A 20,570-nucleotide genomic window follows, 5' to 3' on the forward strand; every position below is an offset into this window, starting at 1 on the left:
TGAATGGCAAAACACTGCCCTGCGGGCGGGTGCCGGTGCCGCCCCTGGAGACGAGGATCGTGTGCGGCCAGGGGCGCCCGTGTCCGCGGCGCCGGATCCTGACGGGTGTCAGGCCGGGGTGGGTCGCCGCGGCGTCCTGGACCGGGGGGAAACCGGTTTCGACGTTGCCCGCCTTGTCAGCCGGTCATGCCCCCAGGCCACCAGATACAGGGCGGCGATTGTGAGCAGCAGAAATACATTGTCCCAGAGTGCAGGCAGGTCACGCCCCGCCATCGCCCACATGATGACATAGGTCAGCACCACATGTGCGGTGAACACCTGCAACGAGTGCTGGCCCAGATAGACCAGCGCCGACCGGGTGAACAGCCAGCCAAGTCCGCGCCCCAGGGCGGCCAGCACCCGGTTGCCGCTGTCCGGACCGGCGACCAGCAGCCAGCTGATCACAAACAGGTCGAGCAGGAAATTCGCCAGATAGACGCTGTGCATGTTGCCCCTGTCGATCTCGCGCCACAGCACCCGGCGCAGATCGGGTTCGATCCAGCCAAGGCTCATGGCCCGATCAAAGATCGCAAAGCCGATCACACCCGCCACAGCCAGCCAGAACACCGGGCGCAGGCGCGGATCACGCATCCGGGACGTGTCCAGCCGCTCGCGGGCAAACAGAAAGCCAAGAAACAACCCCAGGAAATACAGCGTCTGCCAGCCGAAGACGTTGAAATATATCCCGATGTTGATCCCGTAGCCGGCGCTGCTCAACGCCCGTTCCACCGGAATCTGCGCGGCGTCCGGCAGACCGGACTGCGCCAGAAGCCAGGCCGCCACCGAGATCAGCGCCACCCAGAGGGCCCGGTTGCGGTGAAACGCCAGCAGCACCAGCGGTGTCAGCAGCATCAGCCAGATATAAAGCGCCAGGATCCCCATGTGCAGCGATCCGGTCACCAGCAGCAGCGAGGCGAGGGTAAAGGCGACAGGATACTCGACATACTGGCGCAGGATGCCAACCTCAAAGCCGTAGGCCGCCAGACCCAGAGCAGCGGCGCAAAATGCCAGGATCAACACCGCCTGATAGGTAAAGATCGTGCGGATGCGGCGCAGAACCGCGCGCCCCATCCCCGCCGACCCGCTGCGGTCGAGGATCTTGGTGTACACCAACCCCACCACAAACCCGGAAATGAACACAAAGCCCTGGGCATCCTCGACCCAGCCCAGCATGTGATGGTTATAGGCACCCAGCACGGCGTGGAACGACCCGTTTACATGGGCGATCGTCATGAACAGCAGGAAAAAACCCCGGAAGCCATCTAGCAGTGTCAGACGCATATCCATCTCCTTGTGGGGCGCGGTTGCCCCGTCCGCTGACACGAAAATCAAATGCGCGAAAGGGCGATTTGTGACCTGTCCCGGGTGAATTTTGTGAGCATAAGCGGAGCCTTGCCCAACCATCGCGCACTTCGGCGAAAATTTGGCCGCACCGCGGATTCGGGCCCATAGCAGGGGGCCGGGGGCGCACGGCCCGGCCAGCCCCCTGCGACAGATGTCGCTGACGGTGGTCCCTGGAAGACGACACGAAGACACCGGTGGGCGCGGATCGGTGGCGCGCGGGCGCAGGGTTTTCAGGCGACCCGCCTCGCTTGACCCGCTCAAGGCCAGGCAGGCCCCGTCAGGAGCGCAAAAAAACCGGCGGAGGAACCGCCGGTTCTGAACTTGTGGCGCAGGGGGCTGGTCCAACCGGGCCGCCCCTTGCGCTGCAGAGGGCGAAGCCTCAGTTCTTGGCTTTGTCGACCATTTTCCCGGCCGAGATCCAGGGCATCATGGCCCGCAGCTTTTCACCGACCTGCTCGATCTGGTGTTCATCGTTCAGGCGGCGTGTCGCCTTGAACGACGGCTGGCCGACAGCGTTTTCCTGCATGAAGTCGCGCACGAACTTGCCGTTCTGGATGTCCGTCAGAACCGCTTTCATCCGGGCCTTTGTCTCGTCATAGGGCAGGATGCGCGGGCCGGAGACATATTCGCCGTACTCGGCAGTGTTGCTGATCGAGTAGTTCATGTTGGCGATGCCGCCTTCGTAGATCAGATCGACGATCAGCTTCACTTCGTGCAGGCATTCGAAATAGGCCATCTCGGGCTCGTAGCCCGCCTCGACCAGAGTTTCGAAACCCATGCGGATCAGCTCGACCAGACCGCCACAGAGCACGGCCTGTTCGCCGAACAGGTCGGTTTCGCATTCCTGGCGGAAGTTGGTTTCGATCACGCCGGAGCGGCCGCCACCGATGGCCGAGCAGTAGGACAGGCCGATTTCCAGCGCCTTGCCCGACGCGTCGTTGTGTACTGCCACGAGGCAGGGCACGCCGCCGCCCTTGGTGTATTCGCCGCGCACGGTGTGACCCGGACCCTTGGGTGCCATCATGATGACGTCGGTGCCGGCCTTGGGCTCGATCAGGCCGAAGTGCACGTTCAGACCGTGGGCAAAGGCAATTGCCGCACCGTCGCGCAGGTTGTCATGGACGTATTTCTTGTAGGTCTCGGCCTGCAGTTCGTCGGGCATGGTGAACATGATCAGGTCACACCAGGCGGCCGCTTCTGCGATGCCCATGACCTTGAGACCTTCGCCTTCGGCCTTTTTCGCGGAAGGCGAACCTTCGCGCAGGGCGACGACAACGTTCTTTGCACCGGAATCGCGCAGGTTCAGGGCATGGGCATGGCCCTGGCTGCCATAGCCGAGGATCGCGACCTTCATGTCCTTGATCAGGTTGATATCGCAATCGCGGTCATAATAAACGCGCATGGTGTGCTTCCTTCCGTGGATTTCATCCGTTTGTTGTGAGGCGCACTTTATCCGGAACGCCGCGTGTGCGGTTGCGTTTACCGTGTGGAATTGGGAAAGAGAAGAAGCTTCATTCGTCAATTTCAGCCTTTGCGGGGTTTTCATGCTTGATGCTACAGATCGCCGGATACTGCGTCAGATGCAGGCGTCGCCCGATTCACCGGCGGCGGAAATCGCCGAGCGGGCCGGGCTCGCCGCTGCGACCCTGTCGCGACGGGTCGAACGGTTGCGCGACATCGGTGTGCTGCGCGGAGTCCGGGCGGTGATCGACTGGCAGGTTCTGGGGTATGCGGTCGAGGTCAGCCTGCGCATCACGCTGGACAAATCCGAACCGCGCGCCTTTGACGATTTCGCTGCCGCCGCACGGACCGTGCCCGAAGTGATCGAGATCCAGACTTTCCTCGGACAGGTTGATGCGCGCCTGTCGGTGATCGCGCGCGACATGACGCATTACCAGCAGGTCTACCGTGACAAGATCCTGACGCTGCCGCATATCACCGACGTGGATGCGCTGATGCATGTGGCCCGGCTCAAGACCGACGAAAGCCTGCCGCTGTGATTGATCTGGATGACACCGACCGGGCGCTGATCCGGGCGCTGGCGCAGGATGCAACCCAAAGTGCCGGTGCGCTGGGGCGCAGTCTGGGCCTGTCGCAGCCGGCCTGCTGGCGCCGCATCAAGCGGTTGCGCGAGGCGGGTGTGTTCCGGGGCACCCGGCTGGATCTGGATCGCGAGGCACTGGGATTCGGGGTCACGGTGTTTCTGGGGGTGAAGCTGGCCACCAAGGGGCGCGTCAGCCTGCAGGATTTCGAGCGCGCGGTCAGTGCCATTCCCGAGGTGCAGACGGTGGAACATGTTCTGGGCATGTACGACTATCGCCTGCGGGTTGTGGCGCGCGATATTTCCGACTTCGAGCGGGTGCTGCGGCGACGGATCATGACGCTGCCGGGGGTGGGCAATCTGGACGCCAATGTGCTTTTGTCCGAGGAACGCTTGCCGGGACCGATCTGAGGCACCGGAACCGGCAGGAAGTCCTTTGCCAAATCCGGTCCGAGCAGGTAGCCAGTTGGCAACAGAGGAGACAGCCCATGGCTTTGCTTGATGACGTCGACCCGACGGGTCTGGATGAATTTTCCGTGGTCTTTACCGACCGGTCCCTGAACCACATGTCCGCAACATTCCAGCAGGTGATGCGCGACATTTCCGGCATGCTGAAAGAAGTCTACCACGCCGATGCGGTGGCGCTGGTGCCCGGCGGCGGCACCTATGGCATGGAGGCGGTGGCGCGGCAGTTCGGGCGCGATGCCACGGTTCTGGTGGTGCGCAACGGCTGGTTTTCCTACCGCTGGAGCCAGATTTTCGAGGCCGGCGGATTTGCGGGGGAAACCCACGTGATGAAGGCGCGCCAGACCGGCAACGGGGCGCAGGCGCCGTTCGCGCCCGCGCCGATCGAAGAGGTCACGGCGCAGATCCGCGAGATCCGGCCGGACATCGTCTTTGCCCCGCATGTGGAAACCTCGGCCGGTATCATTCTGCCTGACGACTATCTGACCGCGCTGGCGGCGGCGGCGCGGGAGGTGGGCGCGCTGATGGTGCTGGACTGCATCGCCAGCGGCTGCGCCTGGGTCGACATGGCGGCAACCGGGGTCGATGTGCTGATCTCGGCCCCGCAAAAGGGCTGGTCTGCGACGCCCTGCGCAGGAATCGTGATGATGTCCGAGCGCGCCCTGGCCCGGATGGCGGAAACCACGTCGGACAGCTTTGCCTGTGATCTCAAGAAGTGGCACCAGATCATGGCGGCCTACGAAAATGGAGGCCACGCCTACCATGCGACCATGCCCACGGACGGGCTGCGTGCCTTTCGGGACACGATGGTCGAAACGCGGGACTACGGGTTTACCCGCCTCAAGGAAGCGCAGTGGGCCCTGGGAACAGCCGTGCGGCAGATGCTGGCGGACAAGGGCGTGAAATCGGTTGCCGCCGATGGCTATGGTGCGCCCGGTGTCGTGGTGAGCTATACCGACGACCCCGAGATCCAGTCAGGCCGCGCCTTTGCCGCCAGGGGAATGCAGATTGCCGCGGGTGTGCCGCTGCAATGTGACGAACCGGCGGGCTTCAGCACCTTCCGGCTGGGGCTGTTCGGTCTGGACAAACTGTATGACGTCGACGGCACCGTCGCCCGGTTGCGCCGGGTGATCGACCAGGTTCTGTGACCTGACATGCGGCTGCCGGGCGGCGCAGGCTGCCCGGCGCCGACTGGACCGGTGCCTGTTGCCTATTGCGCGGTGCCGCCTGCGTGGCGCACCGACGTACCCATGCCCATCTGCATCACCGAGGTGCGCAGCGGCCTGAGGCTGTATAGCGCCTCGAGCCCGGCGGCACGGGCATCCCGCAACAGCGGGTCCGCCGCCATCGACGCACGGTTCAGCAGCGTGATGCCTGCCACCCGGGTGCGGATGTCGGCAATCCGCTTGCGATGGTAACTCTCGAGCATGGCGAGCGACCCGAGGGTTTCCCGCTGCGTCAGCGCCAGATCCAGCAGAACGTCCAGATCCGCCAGACTCATGTTCAACCCTTGCGCGCCGATGGGCGGCAGGACATGCGCGGCTTCGGCCACCAGCGCCACACGTTCGCCGGACAGGTGGTGGGCGGCCTGTGCGACAATGGGCCAAAGGCTGCGGCGGCTGGCCAGCTTCAGCGGACCGAGCAACTGGCAGGAGCGCTCGGTCATCGCCTGCTCGAACGCGGAAACATCAAGCGCCATCAGGGCATTGGCCTTGGCGGCTTCTTCCATCCAGACAACCGCCGACGAGGGACAACCCTGATGATCGGGGAGCGGCACAAACGTGAAAGGCCCGCCGGTGCGGTGGATCTCGGTCGAGACGTTGTCATGCGGAATCGGGTGTGTGACCGCAAAGGCCAGGGCCTTCTGGCCGAAATGCACGGTGCTCACGTCAATGCCGCAGGCGCGGCGCATCGGTGAATTCCGCCCGTCGGCGGCGATCACCAGCCGGGTTGTGGCACGACCGCCATCGCTCAGTCCTACACGCGCCATGGCGGTGCGGGTAAACAGCGTGGTCGTGGCCGTGCCGGGACGGAAATCGACGTTCGGCAGGGTGTCCAGGTGCGCGCTCAACTCCCGCCGCAACAGCCAGTTCGGCAGGTTCCAGCCAAAGGGCTGATCCGAGATTTCCGACGCATCAAAGGCTTTGATGACCCGGGGCTCCGGTTCGGCGCCGCCTGCATCGACGATCCGCATCACCTGCAGCGGCATGGCGTGATCTGCCAGCCGCGCCCAGACGCCGGCGCGTTCGAGAAAGGCGCGGGCGGGTTGCAGGAACGCGGTGCTGCGCAGGTCCGCGCCGCTGGCATCCCGCTGTGTCACCGGCGGGGCGGGGTCGACGCAGAGCACGGAAAAGCCCTGCGCGCCAAAGGCCGCGGCAGCCGTCAGTCCGGCGATGCCGCCGCCCGAAATCACGATGTCATAATCCATGTCGGCCTCCTGCACTGTTATCTAATGCGCGCAGGCGCAGGTGCACTGCAACATCGCGCCGCAGGCGGAGTCAGGTCAGGCGCGCCAGAAAGGCGGCAAGGTCGTCGGTATGATGGTGGATATGCTCGGCCTTGACGGCTTTGGGGGCCACGTGCACCGTGCGCATGCCCATGGCATGGGGTTCGGACAGGTTGCGGATGTCATCTTCGAACATCGCGGCCGCCCTGGTGTCGACCCCATCGCGGGAAAACACCGCTTCGAAGGCGGCGCGTTCGGGTTTGGGCGCGAAATCCGCATGTTCGACGCCGTAGAGCGCATCGAACGCCGCATCCAGGCCGCGCGCTTTCAGCACCTGCGCGGCATAGGGCGCGGTGCCGTTGGTATAGACAATCTTGCGACCGGGCAGATTTGTGATCAGCGCCGCCAGATGCGGGTCCGGTTCCAGGGTGTCGAAGGTGATGTCGTGCACCTCTTCAAGATAGGGGCCGGGGTCGACATCGTGTTCGCGCATCAGACCTGCCAGCGTCGTCCCGTATGTGTGCCAGTAGTGTTTGCGCAGATGGTTGGCCCGGTCCTGTTCCACCCCCAGTGCCTGCATGACAAAGCGGGTCATCCGCACCTCGATCTGATCAAACAGACGGGCGGCAGGCGGATACAGGGTGTTGTCGAGGTCAAACACCCAGGTGCGGACATGAGAGAAGCTTTGTCTGATCATGATCTTACGCTAACGCCGGGCGTGGCGCGACGCAATCACAGAAGCGGCGGTGCGTGCTGCCCGCCGGGTTGCGACATGCCCGCGCTTGAATGATCCCGGCCCCCGGGTCTATCGTGCGGCGAGGGACAGGGGACAGCATATGAATATTTCCAAGGCACAGCAGAAAGATGCATATACGCTGATCCTCGAGGCGATAGACGTGGGCGTCTACAAACCCGGTGACCGGCTGGTCGAAAGTGATCTGGCTGACCGCTTCGGCGTATCGCGCACACCGATCCGCGAAGCGTTGCAGCGGCTTGAAACCCAGTCGTTGCTGGCGCGGGACGGGCGCTCGCTCATCGTGGCATCGCTGGATCACAACCAGATGGCCGAACTGTATGTCGTGCGCACAGAGCTTGAGGGGCTGGCGGCACGGCTGGCGGCACGCCATGCCACGGAAGAGGAAATCCAGGTCCTGCGCGAGATGGTGGACGACGATCAGGCGCTGCTGGACAATCCCGGTGCGCTGGCGCGGGCCAACCGGCGGTTCCACAAGCAGATTCACCTGGCATCGCACAACCGCTATCTGGTGCAGCAGCTCGACCTTGTTCACCGCTCGATGGCGCTGATGGCGACCACCTCGCTGGCGGCCGAGGGGCGTGGCGAAATTGCGCTGTCCGAACATCTGGCGATTGTCGATGCGATTTCCAAGCGGGACGAGGCCGCGGCCTACCGGGCGTTGCGCGATCACATCTCTGTCGCCTTCGTCACGCGGTTGAAGCTGGACAGCAAGACCAAGGCATAGGGGCCGGTTCACTCCATGGTCTGGTCTGCCCCGGCGTGATCAGGTGGCGAATGGCCGTGCGCGGTCTTGTCCCAATAGAACGGCCGGGCCAGAAGTTCATACAGCCCCTTGTAGGCCGCGATCACCCCGAGCGGGAAATACAGCGCCAGAGTCGGCACCCAGATCAGCAGGCCATCATGCGGGCTGCGGGCCACGGCGGCGAGGCTGACCACAAGCGACACCGCTTCGGACAGCAGGAACAGGCCGATCAGGACCGTCGAGTGGGTCGGCGACAGCAGGTCGCCCAGCGGATGTGGCAGACCGAAAACCAACAGCCAGAACGACCAGAGCACCGGCGCCAGCAGCGACTGGAGGATGGCGGTCAGAAACAGCATCTGGAAGCCAAGGAATTTCCACCCGCCGAGCGTGCGCAGCAACCTCTGCGGATGGCGCATGTGCACGGTGTAGGTGATCATGTATCCCTTGAGCCAGCGCGACCGCTGCCTGATCCACGGCCAGCATCTGTTGTTGGCTTCTTCCCGGGTGACTGTTGGCAGCAGTTCGGTGACATATCCGTAACGTGCCAGACGGATTCCGAGATCGGCGTCTTCGGTCACATTATGCGCATCCCATCCGCCGACATGTTCCAGCGCGGCGCGGCGGATGAACACGGTGGTGCCGCCCAGCGGAATGGCAAAGCCCAACCGCGCGAGGCCGGGCAGCAGAACACGGAACCATGTGGCGTATTCGATGGCGAAACACCGCGACAGCCAGTTGGCGTGCGGGTTGTAAAAATCCAGAATGCCCTGCAGGCAGGCGACGTGTGCGGGCGCGGTCGCAAACCTCTCGACCACCCGGTCGATTTGGTTCGGTGCCGGCGCGTCTTCGGCGTCGTAGATGCCGATCACGTCACCCCGGCAAAAGGTCAAGGCATAGTTCAGCGCACGCGGTTTGGTTGTGACGCAGCCTTTCGGCACTTCGATGACGCGCATCCAGGGGGGGCGCTCGATCCGGTCCAGCGCGGCGCGGGTCTGGCCATCTTCGGCCTCGAGCACAAGAACGACATCTAGCAGTGCCTTGGGATAGGTGAGGCGGCTCAGACGGGTTACCAGCCTTGCGGCGATGTCACGCTCGCGAAACAGCGGCACCATCAGGGACACGGTTGGCCGGGGCGCCCCGGCTCCGGGCGCGCGCGCCAGCCTGGTCCCGGGGGCGGCGCACAGGGCGCCCAGCTTGAGCACCTGCGACATCAGCAGTGTGGCAATGGCCAGCGCGGCGATGGTTGCGAAGAACAGCACCGGGTACAGCGCCAGAACGCCGAGGCAGAAAATTGCGAAAGCCGCTGCGGCAACCGCGCGCCTTGGGGTCAGCCGGTTGATGTCACGGCAGCTTTCATCATCCTGCACCGAGGTTTCCGCAGCGATTGCGAGCGCCGAACCATAATGCGCGGTGATCACGGCCTGAATGTCGGATTCCAGCGCCAGCGCCATCACAACCGGACCCAGGGCCGCTGCAAGCTCGGTGTGCAGCGCCGCAAAGGTCTCGGGGCGGGCGGTGGCGACCACCAGAGTCGGTCCGATGCGCGACCAGGGGACAACTCCGTTGCGCAGGCAGAAGGCCGGATCGAGAAGGTCGAGCTGTGCCGGGTCGGGCGGGGACATCGTCGGGCAGACACAGGTGACGCCGAGTTGGCGCGCCTGAGCCAGCAGCATCTGGTTCGGACTTACTATGGCGTCGTTGACCAGCACACGTTCCAGCGTGGCGCCGTCGCGTGCCACCTGTGCCAGCGCTGCCAGCATATCCGCAGGCGTCACCTGACCGGCGTCCATCAGTAATTTGCCGATGGGGCGGGGCCCTGCGGCCCCTGCCTTGGCCAATGTGGCCGTCACCTCTTCAAGACGCTGCTCGTTCATGCCGATCCTCGTCAGTTCACGGGATCACAAGACAGGCAGATGGTGAAGAGAGGGTTAAGTTCAGGGATCTGCAGCGCCTTCCGGCCCTGTGGCTGGCACGGAGCCCGCGCGGGACGGCATAGCCACCGGCGCGCGAGTTGATTGTCGGCCCACGCCATGGGGCGTCACTGAATCACCAGGACATTCGCCCCACGACACTCGGCATCGCGCTCGAACGCCATGCGCGACAACGCAGAACCGGCGAGATCACCAGACGGCTGTTCAGCTTGCGGCACCAGCGCGTTGCATCGAGTCGGCGAAGCGTTCGAACAGGTAGAAACTGTCTTGCGGACCCGGGCTGGCCTCGGGGTGGTGCTGCACCGAAAAGACCGGACGGTCGGCGAGCCGGATACCACAGTTCGAGCCGTCGAACAGTGATACGTGGGTTTCCAGTACACCGGAGGGCAGGGTCTGGCTGTCGACTGCGAATCCGTGGTTCATCGAGGTGATCTCGACCTTGCCGGTCTCGATTTCCTTGACCGGATGGTTCGCGCCATGATGGCCGTGGTTCATCTTGATGGTGCGCGCACCCAGGGCCAGGGCCAGCATCTGGTGGCCAAGGCAGATGCCAAAGACCGGAATGTTGCGCTCGAGAATGCCCTTGATCGTCGGCACGGCATAAGCACCGGTGGCCGCCGGATCACCCGGGCCATTCGACAGGAACACGCCGTCCGGGTTCAACGCCAGGACATCCTCGGCCGTGGCGGTCGCGGGCAGAACGGTGACATCGCAGCCCGCAGAGGCGAGACAGCGCAGAATGTTGCGCTTGGCGCCATAATCAATGGCCACGACCTTGTGCCGCGGTGCGGTTTGCGGCGCGTAGCCCTGCGGCCAGGCCCAGCGCATCTCGTCCCAGCGGTAGGACTGCGCGCAGGTCACGTCGCGCGCCAGGTCAAGCCCGGTGAGGCCGGAGAAGGCACGCGCCTTTTCGACCAGTGCGCCGATGTCAAAGACACCGTCGGGATTGTGCGACAGCGCCACATGCGGGGCGCCCTGTTGGCGGATCGCCCGGGTCAGGCGGCGGGTGTCGATACCCCCGATGGCAATGCGGCCGCGCGTCGCCAACCAGTCCGACAGCTCCGAGACCGCGCGCCAGTTCGACGACTGCGTCGGCATCCACTTCACCACCATGCCGGCGGCGACCGGATCGCGGGTTTCGTCATCTTCGGGGTTCACCCCGACATTGCCGATATGGGGAAAGGTAAAGGTGACGATCTGGCCCGCGTAGGACGGGTCGGTCATGATTTCCTGGTAGCCGGTCATGGCCGTGTTGAAGCAGAGCTCGGCCACGGTATCACCGGTGGCGCCAAAGCCCTGACCGTAAAAGACGGTGCCATCTGCAAGGGCGAGGCAGGCGGTGGGTTTCAGGGTCTGGGCGAGGGACATGCTGTGCTCCTGTCGGGCGGCAAACTTTGGCATGTCTAAGGGGCGGGCGGCGCAGGGTCAAGGCCCCGGGCAGGGCGGCATGTATAGCCGCGTCAAATTGGTGAATTGCCATAAAAACAAGGGCTTGCCCTGACGTCTGGCCGGTTGTGCCGGGAACGGGTTTCGCATAGGGTCGGCACTTGGACACTACCGGGGATGAATAGGCGATGGAACTTCGCGCGCGGATCACAACGGCAATGAAGCAGGCAATGCGGGAAAAGGCAGTGGATCGCCTGTCCACGATACGTCTGATCAATGCGGCCATCAAGGACCGCGATATCGCGGTGCGGGCCGAAGGCAACGACGACGGAGTTGCCGATAGCGAAGTTCTTGCCATCCTTGGCAAAATGGTCAAGCAGCGGCGCGAGAGCGCCAAGACCTATGAAGAGGGCGGACGCCTTGATCTGGCCGAGCGCGAACTGGCCGAGATCGTCGTGATCGAGGAATTCCTGCCAAAGAAGCTGACCGACAAGGAAACCGAAGACGCGGTGGATGCGGCGGTGGCCGAGGTTGGTGCAGATTCGATCCGCGATATGGGGCGGGTGATGGCGGTGCTCAAAGGCAAATATACCGGTCAGATGGATTTTGGCGCGGTTGGCCCCATGGTCAAGGCGCGGCTGTCCGGCAGCTGACGCGCCAGCACGGCGGATCGCTGCGGGCCTGTGTGGGGCTCTTTTCCGGCCAGTTTGGACCTTTTGCGCCGCGGGAGCGGTGTGGGCGCCTGCGCGGCGGACTGCGGTTGCCGCGCCTCGTGCTCGGGTAAGAGGAGGCCGCGCCTTTCAGGGCGTCGGAAAATCCCGGGAAATGCCTTTCAGCTGTGCAGGATCGGTTATGCGGTAGCGCTGTACAAAGCGGGTCTTGAATCCGACACGACCACGGCGTGCGCCGAAGTTTTCGCCGTGGTTCAGCACATACAATACCGAGGGACGTGCCAGGGGTGTCAGCCGCTGCCGCGCGAGGCTCGCGAGATAGGGAAACATCCGGTGCTCGTGCTGGGTCATGGCCCGCAGAAAGCTGCGGCTTTCCGGCAGCGCCGGGTCATGGAACAGCGCCGCGCAGGAGCCGCAGAGCTTCCAGAAGGGTTTGCGCAACGGCGCCCGCAGGCTGGGCGCATCCGCCAGCGCGATGGCCCCGGTTGCCGCGTCCATCACATAGCCTGCCCGCACAAGATAGCCGCCCGGTGCCTGGCGATCCAGCATTTCGGCCACCGTGCCCTGCCGCAGCAGGTCGTCAGCATCAAAACTCATCACATAGCCGGGGGTTGTCGCGACGGCGGGCAGGTGTTCGCAGAGAGCGGCGAGCTTGCGCCACTTGTCATTGCCCGGTGTGGGGTCGTCAAACGGCAGATGTGTGATGCGGCTGTCGCGTGGCAGAGGCGGTTCGGTCTGACAACAGATCACCGCGCGCCAGTTCGGGTTGCCCTGATCGCGCAGGCTTTGCAGCGTCTGGCCAAGGCGGCGGACCACCGAGCCCCAGTCGCTCACGTGGTCCGGGCTGACCAGCGGGATCAGGAATGTGACGGTGTCGGCGCGCGGTCTGGGACGGCCCGACCGGGCAATGGCCAGATCAAGGGCGGCGCGTTCCGACAACAGCAGGCTTTCGCCGTGCCGCGACAGGCGCGGGCCGAACAGGCGGGACGCCGCCGCAAGGGCGGCACGCTTGAGCTTGGGCGCGGCGGGAACCTGGGACATGCGGCGGTCTGCTGTCAGCGGCCGACCTGGCCCAGATGGCGCAGGCGGGTCGTCAGATCGGTGTACAGCGACTTGCGTTCGTCCTCGGACAGAAAGGCACCGATTTCGACTTCGCGTCCGGCGCCCGAGAGGGTGACATAGTTGGGGACGGGTCCGCCGTCTTCGTGCAGCGCGACGCGCACCCAGTGCGGGTTGCAGGTCCATTCCTGTTGCGGGCCGCGCGGATTGCGGCGGACGAGGTGCAGGTCCTGCGGCGTCATGGTCAGCACTTCCAGAATCTGCCGGTCGCTGTCGTTCCGCCGCAGGGCATAATACAGACCGGTCAGCGCAATCAACAGAAACGGCAGCAGCCCCCAGAGCAGCGCAGTGCCGAGCAGCCCGTAGAGCGGCAGCGTCGCCATGGCAAAGGTGGCAAGCATGAAGGCCGCAAACCCCCGGGGCGGCAACGACCGGTGCGGCCAGAGACGAAGCTCTTGCGCATGGGTCGTGGGGGTTTGGGTCCAGTTGTAGGGCATGGGCCGAATCTAGCATGTGTGGCGGGGGTGTCGAACGGGAATTTGCCGCAGGTGCCACCACCACATGCCGGGCGGAGATTTGAGCCGCGCAGCGATCCGACCCGGTGCCGGTCCTGCTGCGCCGACCCGGCCTGGCGCGGGGATGCGGCCGACCGGTGCGGGGTGACGCACAATGAAAAAGGCCCCGCACGAAGCGGGGCCCTGGTTAGTTCCTGGGGCAGGGTGCGCCTAGTGCGCGTGGCCTTTGTCCCAGTCGCTCTGCTTTGGCAGCTGCTCGAACGTGTGCTCGGGCGGCGGCGAGGGCAGGGTCCATTCCAGCGTGTCCGCGTATTCGTTCCACGGGTTCGCCTGAGTGGCTGCAGCACCTTTGCGCAGGCTCCAGACCATCACCCCGATGAAGAACACGAAGGACGCGAAGGACAGGAAGGCACCAAGCGACGACACGAAGTTCCAGGTCGCAAAGGCGTCCGGGTAGTCAATGTAGCGGCGCGGCATGCCCTGACGGCCCAGGAAGTGCTGCGGGAAGAAGGTGATGTTCGCACCGATGAACATCGCCCAGAAGTGCAGCTGACCGGCCCATTCGGGATACATCTTGCCGGTCATCTTGGGGAAGTAGAAGTAGATCCCGGCAAAGATCGCGAACACCGCACCCAGGCTCATCACATAGTGGAAGTGCGCCACGACGTAATAGGTGTCGTGATAGGCGCGGTCGATGCCGGCCTGGCTCAGGATGATGCCGGTCACGCCGCCCACGGTGAACAGGAACAGGAAGCCGAAGGCCCACATCATCGGGGTCTTGAATTCGATCGAGCCGCCCCACATGGTCGCGATCCACGAGAAGATCTTGACCCCTGTCGGCACCGCGATGACCATGGTGGCCAGCATGAAGTAGGACTGCTGGGTCAGGGACATGCCGACGGTGTACATGTGGTGCGCCCAGACGACAAATCCGAGTGCGCCGATGGCGATCAGCGCCCAGACCATCGGCAGGTAGCCGAACACCGGCTTGCGCGAGAAGGTGGCGATGACGTGGCTGATGATGCCAAAGCCGGGCAGAATCACGATGTACACTTCCGGGTGGCCAAAGAACCACAGGATGTGCTGGTACAGGATCGGGTCACCGCCGCCTGATGGCTCAAAGAAGGTGGTCCCGAAGTTGCGGTCGGTCAGCAGCATGGTGATCGCGCCCGCCAGAACCGGCAGCGACAGCAGGATCAGCCAGGACGTCACGAAGATCGACCACGAGAACAGCGGCACCTTGAACAGGGTCATGCCCGGGGCACGCATGTTCAGGAAGGTGGTGATCATGTTGATCGCGCCCAGGATCGACGAGGCACCCGAAACGTGCACCGCAAAGATCGCGAGGTCCATCGACATGCCGCCTTCGCGCACCGACAGCGGCGGGTAAAGCACCCAGCCCACGCCCGAACCGGCCTGACCGTTGCCACCCGGCGCCAGCACCGAACAGACCGCGAGCGTGGTGCCCGCGACATAGAGCCAGAACGACAGGTTGTTCATCCGCGGGAACGCCATATCCGGCGCGCCGATCTGCAACGGCATGAAATAGTTGCCAAAACCGCCGAACAGGGCGGGGATGACCACGAAGAACATCATCAGGATTCCGTGACCGGTGATCAGCACGTTCCAGAGGTGTCCGTTGGGGGTACAGTCGGCGACGGCGGCCGGCCAGAGGCGCGCGCCTTCCATGCACATGAACTGAACGCCGGGGCTCATCAGTTCCATACGCATGTACACGGTGAAGGCGACCGAGATGAACCCGGCAAAGCCCGCGACGATCAGGTAGAGAATCCCGATGTCCTTGTGGTTGGTCGACATGAACCAGCGGGTGAAGAAGCCGCGCTGATCCTCGTGTTCGTGGCCGTGAATGGCGGCGTCTGCCATGTGTGCCTCCTCGTGGGTGATTATATGAGGGCGCAGACGGTCAGCCGTTTGCGCCCCAGTGTTCCTGCCCCGTTTTAGGCAATGCACCGGCAACGGGCAATGACCGGTTTTGCCGCAGCGGCGATATTATTGTCGCAGGTCTTGTGTCCCGGGCCGACAGACCAGCCTGGGCACCTTGTCCGGGCACCGTCACGCGGCACGGGCTGAACCCGGCCGGGCATCCGCAGGTAACCAGATGGAATCAGGCCGCTTTCCGCGGCGCTGCCCACCGGCGGTTTGGCCTGGGGGCAGCGACGGGCTGCGGGCACATGGGTCGGCCCGGCAAGGCGGCGGGCAGATGCATCCGTTACCAAAGTATTAGAGCGCCGCGTCGGCCGGTGCCACGGCCCTGATTTCTCTGCTCAGCAACGGTCCGGACCCCGCAGGTTCGGGGGCGCGCTCTGGCCGCCGCAGGTTCGGGGCAGTGATCGCGCTCTTCGGTTGTCCGCGCCACGCGGCGGCCGTCGAGGTGGCAATCACCCGGGTCGATGACTAGGGGATCAGTCAGCCGTTGCGGGAAGCGGGGCGAAAACCTGATCGAATGTGCGGCGCAGGGCAACGTCGACATCCTCCATCGTGACCGGCAGGCCGAGATCGACAAGACTGGTGACACCATATTCGGTGATGCCACAGGGGACGATGCCGCCGAAATGGTCAAGGTCGGGTTCGACATTGATCGACAGGCCATGAAAACTGACCCATTTGCGCAGACGGATGCCGATCGCGGCGATCTTGTCTTCGGACCGGGCGCCCGTCGCCGTCAGCGGCCGGTCGTGCCGTTCCACCCAGACGCCGACGCGCCCTTCGCGGATATGTCCGGTCAGGTTGAACTCTGCCAGGGCCGCAATCACCCAGGTTTCCAGATCCTGGACGAACCGCCGCACGTCGCGGCCCCGTCGGCCGACGTCGAGCATGACATAGGCCACCCGCTGGCCCGGGCCATGATAGGTGTATTGCCCACCGCGCTGGCTGCGGTGCACCGGAAAGCGGTCCGGGTCGACCAGATCCGAGGCCTTTGCCGATGTGCCGGCGGTATACAGCGGTGGGTGCTCGACCAGCCATATGCACTCGTCCGCGGTTCCGGCGGCAATCTCGGCAGCGCGGTGTTCCATAAAGGTGACGGCCGCCTGATACCCGGTCAGTCCTTCGGCGTGCAGCCATTCCACCATGTTCTGCGCTCCAGCAAGAATTCGCCATTCCCGGATAACGATTGCTGCGCCGCAATGGAACCCCACAGGATCGGCCTACGTTTGTGTGTGACATGACCACATATCAAACAGGGAGGTGAGGCGATGGTTCTTGCACGGACACACGCAGGGCTGAAAGCACCGCCCCCCACGGCTGACACCAGCATCTGCGTCCTGATGAACGAACGGGCCGGCAGTGACGACAAGCAAGACGTCGCCGATCAGCTGGAAACGGCTTTCGCCCGCTACCCCGGCCGGTTCGAGTTGCGGGTGATGGGGCAGGGCTCTGGTGTCGCCGATTCCTGCGCCCGGGCAATGAAGGACGGTTTTGGCACAATCGTCGCGGTCGGCGGTGACGGCACGGTCACCGGCATCGCCGGACAGTTGGCGGGCACCGGGCGGCGCATGGGGATCATTCCGCAGGGCACGTTCAACTTTGTCGCCCGTGGACTGGGCATTCCCGAGGACATCGCCGAGGCGGTGGACCTGATTGCTTCGGGCAAGTCGCGCCCCTATGCGGTCGGCGAGGTAAACGGGGAAATTTTCCTCAACAATGCCAGTCTCGGCATCTATCCGCAGATCCTCAAGGAACGCGAAGGCACCTACCGGCGCTGGGGCCGGTCGCGGCTGGCGGCGCACTGGTCGGTGCTGTGGACCTTCCTGTCGTTCCGCACGCCGGTGCGGATGAAAGTGCGGGTCGGAGGCCAGGTAATCCGGGCGAAGACACCGTTGGCCTTTGTGGCGCGCAGTGCCTTTCAGCTCGAACATTACGGTCTGGACGGCGCCGAGTGTATCCGCAACGGCGAATTCGCGCTGTTTCTGCTGCCGGACGTCACGCGGTGGGAACTGCTGCTGCGGGCCCTGCGGCTGGCCGGGAAAGGCATGAAGCCGGAGCGGGACTTTGAGCTCTTTTGCGGTACCGACATCGAGATCGAGACGACGCGCGGCAGCCAGCTGGTCGCGATGGACGGCGAGCGGGTGCGCCTCGCCTCGCCGTTGCGGTTTCGCATGCATGCGGATGCACTGCACATGATTGCCCCAGACAACAGCGCGGGCCTGTGACCCGTATCGTCCATCTCTCCGACCTGCATTTCGGCCGTGACCGGCCGGAACTTCTGGAACCCTTGGTCGCGCATGTGAACGGCCTCGAGCCGGATCTTGTGCTGGTATCGGGCGATTTCACCCAGCGCGCCCGCAATCATCAGTTTTCGGCCGCCAGGGCGTTCATCAACCGGTTGCAGGCGCAGACTCTTGCGGTGCCGGGCAATCACGACACGCCGCTCGACAACCTGTACATGCGGCTGATGCGACCCTGGGTCCGGTTCCGCCGCCACATCGCCAGGGACCTGGAACCCTGCGTGATGGGGACGGAATTTGTGGTCGTCGGACTGAATACCACCGACCCTCTGGCCTGGCAGCGCGGCCGCCTGCGCCGCTCCAGCCTGCGTCGGGCCTGTGCGTTTCTGTCCGACGACCGCGCACAGGACAAGATTGGTATCGTGATGATGCACCATCCGCCCGAACATGACACAGACGTCGGAAAACGTCTTATGCGCGGAGCGGACGACGGGTTGCTGCGACTGCGGGACTGCGGGGCCGACATCGTGCTCTGCGGCCATCTTCACGCCTGGCGGGTTGCACCGTTCCGGGCCGCGCGTTCATTGCTGCTGGTGCAGGCCGGGACCGGTCTGTCCAATCGTGTGCGCGGCGAACCGAACGATCTCAACCTCCTGATCCTCGAAGACGGTGCCGTGGTGATCGAGCATCACGTATCAGATGGCGCCGATCTCAGCTTCCGCTGCGAATCGCGCAGCCGGTTCCGCAAGCACGACGGTATCTGGAACGCCTTGCCCTGAAACGGGCGGATGCGGCCCACAGGAGCCCCGGCGAGAGTGTGCCCCAGCCAGTCAGGCTGCGCTCTGACGGAGATTGCCACCCCGCCTTGCCAGCCGGTGTAGAGCGTTCCCCAGACGTCGCCCGGCAGGTCACGCCGATCTGTTTTCCGCCCCGGCCACAACCGCCGGGGCAGCGCGACGCTCCGCGCTGCCTGCAGCCAGCCCCTAGGGCATGGCGTTGGCGCGACTTCTGGATGGAACGGGATTGTTGTCAGGCGAGGATCACCGCAAGCCAACCTGTGCCTCGCGCTACAGAAAAAACTGGATCGCCGCACAGGTCATCGCGGTATTGCAGTCCCTCGGCCCACCGTTCGCGACACCTGCCACAGATCGTTGCACGGTAATTTTGTCGATTCAGCAGGCATTCAATGCAGCTTCCAGTCCCCAGCGGCACGTCCCGGAAGCCTGGTTCCGGTGCTTTCTCCTGACCGAGAATTTTGCAGATCTGTCCCTTCCGGCGGCGCCTGACAGAAGTTGCGCAGCCGGTCTGTTTTGCTCTTCACAAGGCAACAGAGCTCGTCTATACGCGCCCTCACCAAGTCGGGACAGTGCGGTCGTGGCGGAATTGGTAGACGCGCAGCGTTGAGGTCGCTGTGGGGTAACACCCGTGGAAGTTCGAGTCTTCTCGACCGCACCATTCTGATTTGATTTAATTGCAGAAAATGCCTCTTTCAACTTTCTGCCCCACACTCTGCCCCACTCTCAATTGTCAGTCCCTTTGATGTATGCCTTGACTTCATCAACGTCGATCAGGCTGATCCCAGTGCGTTTGTAGATGGTGATATAGCCAGCCTTGGCCCATCTGTAGATGGTTGCGCGAGACACGCTAAAAACGGCAGGTGCATCGCTCGGTCGGCATGTTTGGATGGGCAGCGCGGCGGACATCAGTCAAACTCCCCCACGACCAGATCCATCCACCGGCTCAGATCCGCCCGCGTGTCAGCCGCCAGCGCCAGCAGCACGTCGGCATGGCAGGTCGCATCTGTGGCGCACCAGCAGCACAGGTCGAGGGCGCGCAGTTCTCCGAGGATCAGCGCCTGCCATATCGCAGCGCGGCGGGCCTGCATGTCGTCACGCCACTGGCGTCGGCCGGTCGGGGTCAGATTGTCGGGACGGAACCACAGCGGCACCGAATATCCATGGATCCAGATGGCGAACGCACCCACGGCCTGCTCTGCGGTCAGCCTGTCTGCCGGGATGCGGTGCGACGACTTCCAGCCAGCACGGGTGCCACGCGGCCAGCAGTACGTGCCATCCGCGCCGACCGCCCACGGATTGCCGAAGATCGTGTTGCGCGCGACCACGCGGGCCTCTGGCGGCTTGCGCCAGCCTTTGGCGCGGGACAGTTGGATGTGGGAGGGGGCAGTCATGTCAGTTCACCCTTTGATCTGGCCAGAAATCGGACACCGCCGCCTTGGCATTCTCCCACATCGCTGCAAGGGCCCGCTCAGGGTCAGCGCCCGATTTGACGGAGATCAGGACAAATGCACACATCAAGTCGGCTGCTGCAGTGGCGTTATCGCCGCCGTGGTTTCGGGCGTTCATCTGAGAGGCAATGACAGCGGCCTCGATGCGACGTTTGGTGATCGTTGCCCCGTCAGTCATCCATCATCCTCACGCTGCAATCTCCTGTCCGAGGGAATGCCCGCCCCATTGGTCTGCCCAGGCCGCGGCCATGCCGGGAAACGTCTTGCTGCGGATCTTCCAGCGGTCCGGGCCCGGCGGCGCGCGGTGGATTGCGGACCATTTCTTGTGCTCTGCCGTGCCGGGCCTGGGCGGCTCCAGACGCCGGGTGGCTGACAGATCGGGCAGGTTGCGCAGGTAGAGGCCCGTTGCCTTGAATGCCGGATCCCCGAACCACCAGGGCTGCACGATCTGCGGCTTGATCCAGCCTGTGATCCGTTCGCGGGCGTGCCGGTGCATGACGGGGTTCTCGACCGCAACATGGGCGATGGGGGCATTGAGGCAGTCGCTGAACAGGGCCGCGCCATCGTCCAACTCGGTCCACATCTCGACGGCGGTCTTATCTGGCGGTGGTGTGTGCAGCCAGCGGACCCCGGAGTTGCAGAGCCTGGTGCAGGGCGGGTTGCTTACGATCAGCAGATCCCATCCCCAGCCGATCACATCGCGGATGTCGCCCTGGATGTGCCGGTTGGTCGGCTTGTCCGC

At 64.2% G+C, this 20,570-nt stretch carries 21 protein-coding genes and 1 tRNA gene; 8 read left to right on the top strand and 14 right to left on the bottom strand.

Annotated features, from left to right (window positions below; genetic code table 11):
- Positions 1-108: 108 nt before the first annotated feature.
- Together opgC and ilvC are read right to left on the bottom strand one after the other, a co-directional pair.
- Positions 109-1,320 (bottom strand): OpgC domain-containing protein, encoded by a 1,212-nt coding sequence (gene opgC, locus FOY53_RS16530; RefSeq protein ID WP_186766639.1) that lies wholly within the window; start codon positions 1,318-1,320, stop codon positions 109-111.
- 442 nt (positions 1,321-1,762) lie between these two features.
- Complete coding sequence (gene ilvC, locus FOY53_RS16535) at positions 1,763-2,785, bottom strand: ketol-acid reductoisomerase (RefSeq protein ID WP_146590885.1); 1,023 nt, start codon at positions 2,783-2,785, stop codon at positions 1,763-1,765.
- A gap of 142 nt (positions 2,786-2,927) precedes the next feature.
- Here ilvC and FOY53_RS16540 point away from each other — a divergent pair, with 142 nt between their 5' ends.
- The 3 genes from FOY53_RS16540 to FOY53_RS16550 all read left to right on the top strand — a co-directional run bounded on the left by FOY53_RS16540 (position 2,928) and on the right by FOY53_RS16550 (position 5,037).
- Entirely contained in the window at positions 2,928-3,383 is a 456-nt protein-coding gene (locus FOY53_RS16540; RefSeq protein WP_146590887.1) for an Lrp/AsnC family transcriptional regulator, read from the top strand.
- The gene (locus FOY53_RS16545; protein WP_146590889.1) at positions 3,380-3,835 is read left to right on the top strand and encodes an Lrp/AsnC family transcriptional regulator; all 456 of its coding nucleotides are present in this window, start codon (positions 3,380-3,382) and stop codon (positions 3,833-3,835) included. The genes FOY53_RS16540 and FOY53_RS16545 overlap by 4 nt, the downstream gene beginning before the upstream one ends.
- 77 nt (positions 3,836-3,912) lie before the next feature.
- Positions 3,913-5,037 (top strand): pyridoxal-phosphate-dependent aminotransferase family protein, encoded by a 1,125-nt coding sequence (locus tag FOY53_RS16550; protein WP_146590891.1) that lies wholly within the window; start codon positions 3,913-3,915, stop codon positions 5,035-5,037.
- 62 nt (positions 5,038-5,099) lie between these two features.
- On the opposite strand, the gene FOY53_RS16555 is transcribed toward FOY53_RS16550, so the two are convergent.
- Positions 5,100-6,317 carry a UbiH/UbiF family hydroxylase gene (locus FOY53_RS16555; protein WP_146590893.1) on the bottom strand — a complete coding sequence of 406 codons (1,218 nt, stop codon included), beginning with the start codon at positions 6,315-6,317 and terminating at the stop codon, positions 5,100-5,102.
- Between the two features lie 70 nt (positions 6,318-6,387).
- Complete coding sequence (locus FOY53_RS16560) at positions 6,388-7,032, bottom strand: pyrimidine 5'-nucleotidase (protein ID WP_146590895.1); 645 nt, start codon at positions 7,030-7,032, stop codon at positions 6,388-6,390.
- Between the two features lie 139 nt (positions 7,033-7,171).
- On the opposite strand from FOY53_RS16560, the gene FOY53_RS16565 reads away from it, so the two are divergent.
- Complete coding sequence (locus tag FOY53_RS16565; protein WP_146590897.1) at positions 7,172-7,816, top strand: GntR family transcriptional regulator; 645 nt, start codon at positions 7,172-7,174, stop codon at positions 7,814-7,816.
- Between the two features lie 8 nt (positions 7,817-7,824).
- Here FOY53_RS16565 and FOY53_RS16570 read toward each other — a convergent pair whose 3' ends face one another.
- Together FOY53_RS16570 and carA are read right to left on the bottom strand one after the other, a co-directional pair.
- Positions 7,825-9,708, bottom strand: coding sequence for a glycosyltransferase (locus FOY53_RS16570; protein ID WP_246107442.1), 1,884 nt, complete (start codon positions 9,706-9,708; stop codon positions 7,825-7,827).
- Positions 9,709-9,969: 261 nt separating this feature from the next.
- Positions 9,970-11,133, bottom strand: coding sequence for a glutamine-hydrolyzing carbamoyl-phosphate synthase small subunit (carA, locus tag FOY53_RS16575; protein WP_146590899.1), 1,164 nt, complete (start codon positions 11,131-11,133; stop codon positions 9,970-9,972).
- A gap of 206 nt (positions 11,134-11,339) precedes the next feature.
- Here carA and FOY53_RS16580 point away from each other — a divergent pair, with 206 nt between their 5' ends.
- The gene (locus FOY53_RS16580) at positions 11,340-11,804 is read left to right on the top strand and encodes a GatB/YqeY domain-containing protein (RefSeq protein ID WP_146590901.1); all 465 of its coding nucleotides are present in this window, start codon (positions 11,340-11,342) and stop codon (positions 11,802-11,804) included.
- 147 nt (positions 11,805-11,951) lie between these two features.
- Here FOY53_RS16580 and FOY53_RS16585 read toward each other — a convergent pair whose 3' ends face one another.
- The 4 genes from FOY53_RS16585 to lipB form a co-directional block, all read right to left on the bottom strand.
- Positions 11,952-12,863 carry a hypothetical protein gene (locus tag FOY53_RS16585; protein WP_146590903.1) on the bottom strand — a complete coding sequence of 304 codons (912 nt, stop codon included), beginning with the start codon at positions 12,861-12,863 and terminating at the stop codon, positions 11,952-11,954.
- Between the two features lie 14 nt (positions 12,864-12,877).
- Positions 12,878-13,378 (bottom strand): DUF2244 domain-containing protein, encoded by a 501-nt coding sequence (locus tag FOY53_RS16590; RefSeq protein ID WP_186766640.1) that lies wholly within the window; start codon positions 13,376-13,378, stop codon positions 12,878-12,880.
- A 228-nt stretch (positions 13,379-13,606) separates the two neighbouring features.
- Entirely contained in the window at positions 13,607-15,280 is a 1,674-nt protein-coding gene (ctaD, locus tag FOY53_RS16595; protein WP_146590907.1) for a cytochrome c oxidase subunit I, read from the bottom strand.
- 539 nt (positions 15,281-15,819) lie between these two features.
- The gene (gene lipB / locus FOY53_RS16600) at positions 15,820-16,488 is read right to left on the bottom strand and encodes a lipoyl(octanoyl) transferase LipB (RefSeq protein ID WP_146590909.1); all 669 of its coding nucleotides are present in this window, start codon (positions 16,486-16,488) and stop codon (positions 15,820-15,822) included.
- A gap of 123 nt (positions 16,489-16,611) precedes the next feature.
- On the opposite strand from lipB, the gene FOY53_RS16605 reads away from it, so the two are divergent.
- The 3 genes from FOY53_RS16605 (at position 16,612) to FOY53_RS16615 (ending at position 19,038) form a co-directional block, all read left to right on the top strand.
- Positions 16,612-17,568, top strand: a complete 957-nt coding sequence (locus FOY53_RS16605) for a diacylglycerol/lipid kinase family protein (RefSeq protein WP_146590911.1) — start codon at positions 16,612-16,614, stop codon at positions 17,566-17,568.
- Entirely contained in the window at positions 17,565-18,362 is a 798-nt protein-coding gene (locus FOY53_RS16610; protein ID WP_146590913.1) for a metallophosphoesterase family protein, read from the top strand. Before FOY53_RS16605 ends, FOY53_RS16610 begins: the two co-directional genes overlap by 4 nt.
- 589 nt (positions 18,363-18,951) lie before the next feature.
- Positions 18,952-19,038: transfer RNA gene (locus FOY53_RS16615), tRNA-Leu, on the top strand.
- Between the two features lie 65 nt (positions 19,039-19,103).
- Here FOY53_RS16615 and FOY53_RS16620 read toward each other — a convergent pair.
- The 4 genes from FOY53_RS16620 to FOY53_RS16635 form a co-directional block, all read right to left on the bottom strand.
- Complete coding sequence (locus FOY53_RS16620; protein WP_146590915.1) at positions 19,104-19,286, bottom strand: helix-turn-helix domain-containing protein; 183 nt, start codon at positions 19,284-19,286, stop codon at positions 19,104-19,106.
- A complete protein-coding gene (locus FOY53_RS16625) occupies positions 19,286-19,771 on the bottom strand; it encodes a DUF4326 domain-containing protein (protein WP_146590917.1) in 486 nt (161 codons plus the stop codon). The genes FOY53_RS16620 and FOY53_RS16625 overlap by 1 nt, the downstream gene beginning before the upstream one ends.
- A gap of 1 nt (position 19,772) precedes the next feature.
- Positions 19,773-20,006 (bottom strand): hypothetical protein, encoded by a 234-nt coding sequence (locus FOY53_RS16630; RefSeq protein WP_146590919.1) that lies wholly within the window; start codon positions 20,004-20,006, stop codon positions 19,773-19,775.
- 9 nt (positions 20,007-20,015) lie between these two features.
- On the bottom strand, positions 20,016-20,570 hold a 555-nt coding region (locus tag FOY53_RS16635; protein ID WP_146590921.1), incomplete at its 5' end, for a hypothetical protein.

This window comes from Puniceibacterium confluentis, from assembly GCF_007923445.1.
Taxonomy (GTDB): Bacteria; Pseudomonadota; Alphaproteobacteria; order Rhodobacterales; family Rhodobacteraceae; genus Puniceibacterium; species Puniceibacterium confluentis.